Source organism: Bradyrhizobium sp. (assembly GCF_019242285.1).
GTDB lineage: Bacteria > Pseudomonadota > Alphaproteobacteria > Rhizobiales > Xanthobacteraceae > Bradyrhizobium.
In genome coordinates, this window is the sequence record NZ_JAFAVV010000904.1 from 1 (window position 1) to 7,608 (window position 7,608).

6 protein-coding genes and 1 pseudogene are annotated in these 7,608 nt (G+C 65.6%); 3 read left to right on the forward strand and 4 right to left on the reverse strand.

Annotated elements, in window-relative coordinates; translation table 11 throughout:
* Positions 1-463: 463 nt before the first annotated feature.
* Positions 464-1,017 (reverse strand): annotated as a pseudogene (locus JOY90_RS37100) (PAS domain-containing protein).
* Positions 1,018-1,479: 462 nt separating this feature from the next.
* On the opposite strand from JOY90_RS37100, the gene JOY90_RS37105 reads away from it, so the two are divergent.
* Positions 1,480-2,259 (forward strand): rhomboid family intramembrane serine protease, encoded by a 780-nt coding sequence (locus JOY90_RS37105; protein ID WP_291696050.1) that lies wholly within the window; start codon positions 1,480-1,482, stop codon positions 2,257-2,259.
* A 176-nt stretch (positions 2,260-2,435) separates the two neighbouring features.
* Entirely contained in the window at positions 2,436-2,864 is a 429-nt protein-coding gene (locus JOY90_RS37110) for a CBS domain-containing protein (RefSeq protein WP_291696055.1), read from the forward strand.
* A 9-nt stretch (positions 2,865-2,873) separates the two neighbouring features.
* Here the strand turns inward: JOY90_RS37110 and JOY90_RS37115 are convergent, their stop codons facing one another.
* On the reverse strand, positions 2,874-3,893 hold the full coding sequence (locus JOY90_RS37115) for a patatin-like phospholipase family protein (protein WP_291696051.1): 1,020 nt from the start codon (positions 3,891-3,893) through the stop codon (positions 2,874-2,876).
* Positions 3,894-4,202: 309 nt separating this feature from the next.
* Here JOY90_RS37115 and JOY90_RS37120 point away from each other — a divergent pair, with 309 nt between their 5' ends.
* Positions 4,203-5,267, forward strand: coding sequence for a hypothetical protein (locus tag JOY90_RS37120; protein WP_291696052.1), 1,065 nt, complete (start codon positions 4,203-4,205; stop codon positions 5,265-5,267).
* An 18-nt stretch (positions 5,268-5,285) separates the two neighbouring features.
* On the opposite strand, the gene JOY90_RS37125 is transcribed toward JOY90_RS37120, so the two are convergent.
* Positions 5,286-5,849 (reverse strand): nitroreductase, encoded by a 564-nt coding sequence (locus tag JOY90_RS37125; protein WP_291696053.1) that lies wholly within the window; start codon positions 5,847-5,849, stop codon positions 5,286-5,288.
* A gap of 139 nt (positions 5,850-5,988) precedes the next feature.
* A partial coding sequence (gene thrS, locus JOY90_RS37130; RefSeq protein ID WP_291696054.1) for a threonine--tRNA ligase occupies positions 5,989-7,608 on the reverse strand: 1,620 nt, incomplete at its 5' end.

Sequence of the window (7,608 nt, forward strand, 5' to 3'; positions counted from 1 at the left end):
GCGTCCCGATTCCACCAGGAGGGGCGCTTCGCGATCGTCACGGACGTTGGGAGCGGGATGCGATGGACGCGTGTGTGCTGCGAGACGAGCAGCAGGCCGCGGACTGCCAAGGCGTGTGGTCCTGGTCCCCCGACGCTGGGATCAAGCTTGTCGAGATGATCGGCATGTGATGGTGGCAAACAAGCCCGGTCACCAGGGAGAGCACGCTATACGCGTTAACACCATCGCGCAGGGAAGGCCGGGTATTCTCGGCTGAGCCTGTGGTTCCTGCCCCGTGCGTTATTCGCTGCACGGGGGCCGCGGGTGTCAGTCGACACCCGGTCTTCCCTGCGCCCTCTGTTCTTTCGAGGGCAGACTGATCGAACAACTCGGGTAAGTCATGCCGCGAGAACGCACACGTGTGTCTCGGTCTTCATTGCTTCGCTGCGCTCGCAATGACGCGGAGAGAGTGGTGCACTCAGCGCTACCGCAGTCCCTCATACACCATGAAGCCGCGCGCGAGCGCGAGCTTGCGGATGGCACGCGGGATGATCCTGTCCGGCCGATGCAGGTAGCGCCAGGAGGTGAGCTGCAGCTCGGAGAGCGGAGCATGCGGCGCCTCGAACGGCGCGAGCAGCCGGTCAGGCTGATCGGCGCATGCGCGCGGGCCTGGAACGGCAGCAGCAGGAGCTCCAGATGCAGAGGCGTGCCGCGCGGCGTGATCGCGGTGAGACCGCTGATGCAGGGCAGCATTTCCTCGGCGACCACGGTCGTGATCTCCTCGATCTCGCGCCGCCAGCCCTGGGCAAACAACGCGGCGAAGCTCGCATCCCTGAGGTCGCGGCCGAACAGGGCACAGACCCGCGTACCGGCGACGCGAAACGGAAAGCCATTGTCCGCGTCATAGGACAGCACGAAGATGTCGCCGAGCAATTCTCGCACCGCCTGCGGCTCGATCTCGCTGCGGTCCGGCGCCCGCGACGGCCCACGCTTCTCGTCCCAATAGGCGAAGAACTCGCGACACGACGGATGTTTCATACGCCACTCACCCCACGTGCCCTGTCCTCTGGGACAGCTTTGTCCGGCTTTCGTGCACGTGTTCCCGAAAACCGTTCTGCCGGATCAGGAGTGCAGCGTCCATGCCGCGGGCGCCTCTGCCTTGGTTCGGCCACCACTTCACGGCGTTAAGGTTAAGTTAACGATGTTGTTGGCGGCGTCCGCGGGATGGGTAAAGTCGGTAGGTATCCAAGCACGCCGGCTGTCCGGCGCGGTTGAGACACGGAAGGCGTCGAACAGGTCGGGCTCGCAGGTTCATCATGAGCGGGAGGGGTGGGGATGTCCCTCGGCGCTACGGGCCAAACGATCGGGGAGGAAGGAGCTTTCTCAGGGCCCTTCCTCCATCTTCCGGTGCCGCCGGAAACGCCTATCTGTTTGCTTATCTGTTTACTTGCACGGCTTGGCGAAAGACGCCTATCTGGGCATCCCCGTGAGAGCCGCGCCTTGGATTTTCCCCTCGACCCCGTCAACACCCCGCCTGAGCCGGCCGCGCCGCGCGAGCCGATCCTGACGCTGCCGCGGGCTCTGACCGTCTATGTCGTTCTGATCGCGATCATCCATCTGCGCGTACTGCTGCCGCCCGAATGGGAGGAGTGGACCGTCGACGTGTTCGGCTTCATCCCGAAACGCTACGACTCGACGCTGGTGGACCTGACCTTTCCCGGCGGCGAGGGCGCCAAGGTCTGGAGCTTCGTCACCTATTCGCTGCTGCACGCCAATCTCAGCCATATCGGCTTCAACGTGCTGTGGCTGTTGCCGTTCGGCAGCGCGCTAGCGCGGCGCTTCGGTGGCTTGCGCTTCTACGTCTTCATGGCGGTGACCGCAGTGGCCGGCGCGCTCGCCCATCTCGTCACCCATGAACACGCGGTGGCACCGATGATCGGGGCCTCGGCTTCGGTGTCTGGCACGATGGCGGCCGCGATCCGTTTCGCCTTCGTGCAGGGCAGCTTCCTGTCGTTCTCCCGCGGCGACGCCGACGCCGCTGCCAGAGTACCGGCCTTGTCACTCTTGCGGGCATTGCGCAACCCGCGCGTGCAGGCATTCCTCGTGGTCTGGTTCGGCGTCAACATCATCTTCGGTGTCGCATCGATTGCGATCGGCGCCGATGGCGCGAGCGTGGCCTGGCAGGCCCATATCGGCGGGTTCTTCGCGGGCCTGATCCTGTTCTCGCTGTTCGATCCGGTGCCGCATCGCGAAGCGGATGCTGCACCTGCTGCCCACTAGCTTGCGGGACGGGTCGATTCGATTCATCATCACCGGTCAACGAAGCCGCAACGCATGCGCAACTACTTGGGTGCAACATGCGCCTGCAACCTAGACGGCGCGTAACTGTTGATTGATTCTTGAACAGAACCCACGTCGCGCTCGCCAAGGGCGCGACCGTCTTCAGGGAGACGACAATGACGGTACGGGCGATTCTCGATAGCAAGGGACGTCAGGTCTTGAATCTCGGTCCGGAGGCCAAGCTCTCCGAAGCGATCAAGCTGCTCGGCGAGCGTAAGATCGGTGCCGTGCTGGTGATGGATCGCGGCCGCATCGACGGCATCCTGTCGGAGCGCGACATCGTGCGCGTGCTCGCCGAACGCGGCGCCGCCGTGCTCGACGAGCCGGTCAGCGCGGTGATGACGCGCAAGGTCGTGAGCTGCAGCCAGAGCGACACCGTCGCGGCGATCATGGAGATGATGACGGCGGGCAAGTTCCGCCACCTGCCGGTGCTCGAGAACGAGCGCGTGGTCGGCCTGATCTCGATCGGCGACGTGGTCAAGTGGCGGGTAGGCGAATACGAGAACGAGCAGGAAGCGATGCGCCAATACATCAAGACGGCGTGAGGTGTCGCCTCACGGCGCCTTGGTGGCCTGCGCGCCGGGCGCCAGGAGATGGATGGCTTCCTGGATGGAATCGATCGCGCGTTCGGCGGCGCGGGTGCCGACGTCGATGAGGTCGGCGGCGCGATGGAAATCGAACCAGCCGATCTGGCCGACCCGCGGCGTGACCAGGAGGTCCGGTGGATCGCCGGCCAGGCGGGCGCGCGTGATGCGGTCCTGCATGATGTTGAAGGCATCGACCATGACGGTCGAGATGCCGGGCCGGCCGCCGCTGCCGAAGAACTCGCGCTTCACGGTGCGCTCGGGCGAGAAGAACTTGCCGAAGCCGCGCCGTGGTGCCACCGGCGCCATCGGCACGTCGAGCGGAATGGTCGGCGCGCCGTGCGCATAGATGGTGGTCGAATGGGTGAAGATGTCGCAGGAGACGTTGCAGGCGATCACGATCTCGGCGCCGAGCGCGCGGGCGGCCGACACCGGCACCGGGTTGACCAGCGCGCCGTCGACCAGCCAGCGGTCGCCGACCAGGACCGGCGAGAAGATGCCGGGCAGGGCGTAAGAAGCGCGCATCGCGTCGACCAGGCGTCCGTGCGTCAACCAGATCTCATGGCCGGTGCGGACCTCGGTGGCGACACTTGCGAACTTGAAGGGCAGGTCCTGGATCTGTGTCGGCCCGATCGAGGACTCGAGCTGAGCGGCAAGCCGGTCGCCGCCGATCAGGCCGGAGCCGTTGAGGCGGACGTCGAGATAGCCCAGGACGTTGCGAATCTGCAGACCGCGCGCCCATTCCTCCAGCGTATCGAGATGGCCGGCCACGAAGGCGCCGCCGACCACCGCGCCGATCGAAGTGCCGACCACGACATGCGGCACGATGCCATGCGTGGCAAGCACCCGCATCATGCCGATATGGGCGAAGCCACGGGCCGCGCCGCCGCCGAGCGCGAGCCCGATCACGGGTCGGCGGATCGTGCCAAGTCCCACCTTGTCGCCGCTATCCACCTCGCTTTGACCGCGTCGGATCAACCTATCCAGCACTTGAAGCACGCTCCAGCAACCAGCTCACGTCATTGGACAGTAGATGCTTTTGCCCCCCGCTGTTTCGCATATTTTCACGAGCGGAAGCGGTGTTGGCAAGTCTACGCCGGACCGAGCGCGTTCCGCCATCGCCGATCCATCGCATGGTTTATGCCGGCATCGGGGCGCTTATGCGGTGGGCCGGCGGCGCGCGGAGCCGTCGGAGGACCATCACGGTTGCGCCCCAGTCGCGCGCCTCGGGCTCCATGACCGTGGTATCCTGGGGGCGGAAGGCTTGAATTTGCCGCGTTTTCGGTCAAAAGCAGCATCATGAAACGAGGGGGTCGTACCGCTGGATTCCGCCGCAGCGTGCGCTTTGCGCTGACGCTCGCCTGTGCGAGTCTTCTGGTTGCTGCGCTGTCCGGCCGCGCCCACGCACAATTGTTCGGCGATCCCGCGCCCCCCGTGCCGCCGGCCGCGGTTCCCGATCCGGGCGCGGCGGTCAGCCTGGCGCCGTCGTCGGGGCAAGGTGCGGCGATTCCGCCGCCGCCCGCGCTGCCCGCGCCGCTGACCCAGCCGGCCGCGTTGGGCACCTCGCCGGCGCTCGCTCTGGCTCCTCCAGGCGTGCTAACGCCAAACCAGGGCGTGCTGGCCCTGTCGGCGCGCTACGGCAAGGACCTTCCGGCGATCAATGCCGGGCTGGTGTGGCGCATCTTCCCCGACCGGCCCGACGAAACCGGCACCTTCAAGATGATCCGGGAGGAGCACAACGCGACGCCCAACATTGCACTGCCGCCCGGAACCTATGTGGTTCACGTCTCGATGGGACTGGTCAGCGCGGTGCGCGCGGTGACGCTGAAGGCAGAGACCGACCGCGAGGCTTTCCTGCTTCCCGCCGGCGGTCTGCGCATCGAAGGCCGCGTCGGCACGAGCAAGATCCCGACCAATCAGATCTCGTTCGCGATCTACAAGGGCAGCCAGTTCGAGACCCAGGAGCGCGCGCCGCTGCTGCCGAGCGTGGCGGCCGGCGACGTCGTGGTGCTGCCGGAAGGCACCTATTACATCGTCTCGAATTATGGCGACGCCAATTCGGTGGTGCGCTCCGACATCCGCGTCCAGGCCGGAAAGCTGACGGACGTGACCGTGACCCACCGCGCCGCGGTCATCACGCTCAAGCTGGTGTCCGACCAGGGCGGCGAAGCGCTCGCCAATACCGCCTGGTCGGTGATCACGCCGGGCGGTGACGTCATCAAGGAATCGATCGGCGCCTTCCCGAAGGTGGTGCTGTCGGAGGGCGAGTACCGTGCCATCGCCAAGAACGAGGGCAAGGTCTTCGAACGTCCGTTCAACGTCGTCAACGGCGTCGACGGCGAGGTCGAGGTCGTCGCACATTGATCCGTGGGCGGTGTGAGATCAGAACCGCGTCACGATCTCCGGCAGCGACGGCCGCGGGCGGTCTTCGCTCGGCTTCGACGGCGTGCCGATATGGATGAAGCCGGCGAGCTTCTCGTCTGGCCTCAGCCCGAGCCCGTCCAGCACCTCGCGGTCGAAGGCGAACCAGCCCGTCAGCCAGCACGCGCCATAGCCGAGCGCGGTCGCCGCGGTGACCATATTCATGGCGCTCGCGCCCGCCGACAGCTCCTGCTCGAACGGCGGCACCTTGGGATGCGGCCGGGTGAAGCTGACGATGCCGATCACGAGCGGCGCGTCCGTCAGGCGCTTCTTCTCGGCCTCGATCTCGGCGGGCGTCGCGTTCGGGTTCTTCCGCGCAAACACGCCGGCGATGATCTCGCCGGCACGGCCGCGCGCCTCACCCTCGAACACGATGAAGCGCCAGGGCGCGAGCTTGCCGTGGTCCGGCACCCGCGCGCCGATGGTCAGGATGGTGTCGAGTTCGGCGGGCGAGGGGCCGGGAGCGGTCATCTCGCGCGGCTTCACCGAGCGGCGGCTTTTCAACAGTTCGATGGCGTCGGGCACGTGTCATTCTCGTCGGTTGATCGGCGGTCCCATAACACGACCGCAGGCGGACAACGAGACCGAACGTCCCGTTTTTGATCGCTTCTACGGCTGCTTCTGCGGCGATATTGCAATCTACTCCTTCGGGAACGCGGATCGCTCAGCCCGCCGCTTTCGCCCGCGCGATATCCGGCGGCGTGGCCTCCTCGACCAGGGCGGCGATGGCGTCCGCGGTCGGCGTCACCTTCTGCCCGTCCCTGCCGAGCCGTCGGACCGAGACGGAATGCGTTTCGGCCTCTTTCTTGCCGACCACCAGCAGGGCCGGGATCTTTGCCAGCGAATGCTCGCGGACCTTGTAGTTGATCTTCTCGTTGCGCAGGTCGATCTCGGCACGCAGGCCCGCATGCCGCGCGGCAGCCAGCACGACTTTGGCGTACTCGTCGGCCTCGGAGGTGATCGTCGTCACCACGAGCTGGGTCGGCGCCAGCCAGAGCGGCAAGTTGCCCGCATAATGCTCGATCAGGATGCCGATGAAGCGCTCCATCGAGCCGCAGATCGCGCGATGCACCATCACCGGCGGCTTCTTCGAACCGTCGTGGTCGATGTAGAACGCGCCGAACCGTTCCGGCAGGTTGAAGTCGACCTGGGTCGTGCCGCATTGCCAGTCGCGGCCGATGGCGTCGCGCAGCACATATTCGAACTTCGGTCCGTAGAAGGCACCTTCTCCCGGATTGATCGCGGTCTTGATCCTGTTGTTCTTCGCCTGGATCTCTCGCAGCACCGTCGCCATCACGCGCTCGGCATGGTCCCACATCGCGTCAGTGCCGACCCGCTTCTCCGGCTTGGTCGACAGCTTGATCATGAGGTCGCCGGTAAAACCAAAATCCTCGTAAACCGAGAGGATCAGGTCGTTGATCTTCATGCACTCGGAGGCCAACTGATCCTCGGTGCAGAAGATGTGGGCGTCATCCTGGGTGAAGCCGCGCACGCGCATCAGCCCGTGCATGGCGCCCGAGGGCTCGTAGCGATGCACCACGCCGAACTCGGCGAGCCGCAGCGGCAGATCGCGATAGCTCTTCAGGCCATGCTTGAAGATCTGCACATGGCCCGGGCAGTTCATCGGCTTCAGCGCGAACCAGCGCTTGTCCTCGGCCTCGTCGCCGGCCGACTGCGCCGCGAACATGTTCTCGCGGTACCAGTCCCAATGGCCGGAGGTCTCCCACAGCGACTTGTCCAGGATCTGCGGCGCGTTGACCTCGCTGTAATCGCCGGCCAGACGCCGCCGCATATAGGCGATGACAGCCTGAAAGATGGTCCAGCCCTTCGGGTGCCAGAACACGACCCCCGGGCCCTCCTCCTGGAAGTGGAACAGGTCGAGCTCGCGGCCGAGCTTGCGATGGTCGCGCTTCTCGGCTTCCTCGATCTGCTTGAGATAGGCGTCGAGCTCGTCCTGCTTGGCAAAGGCGGTGCCGTAGATGCGGGTCAGCATCGGGTTGTTGGAATTGCCGCGCCAATAGGCGCCCGCCACCTTCATCAGCTTGAACGCGTTGCCGACTTTACCGGTCGAGGTCATGTGCGGGCCGCGGCACAGATCGAACCAGTCGCCCTGATAATAGATCTTGATCGGCTCGTTGCCGGGAATGGCGTCGACCAGCTCGACCTTGAAGGCCTCGCCCTTGTCGCGGAACACCTGCTTGGTCTTCTCGCGATCCCAGACCTCCTTGGTGAAAGGCCTGTCGCGGGCGATGATCTCGCGCATCTTCTTCTCGATCGCGGCAAA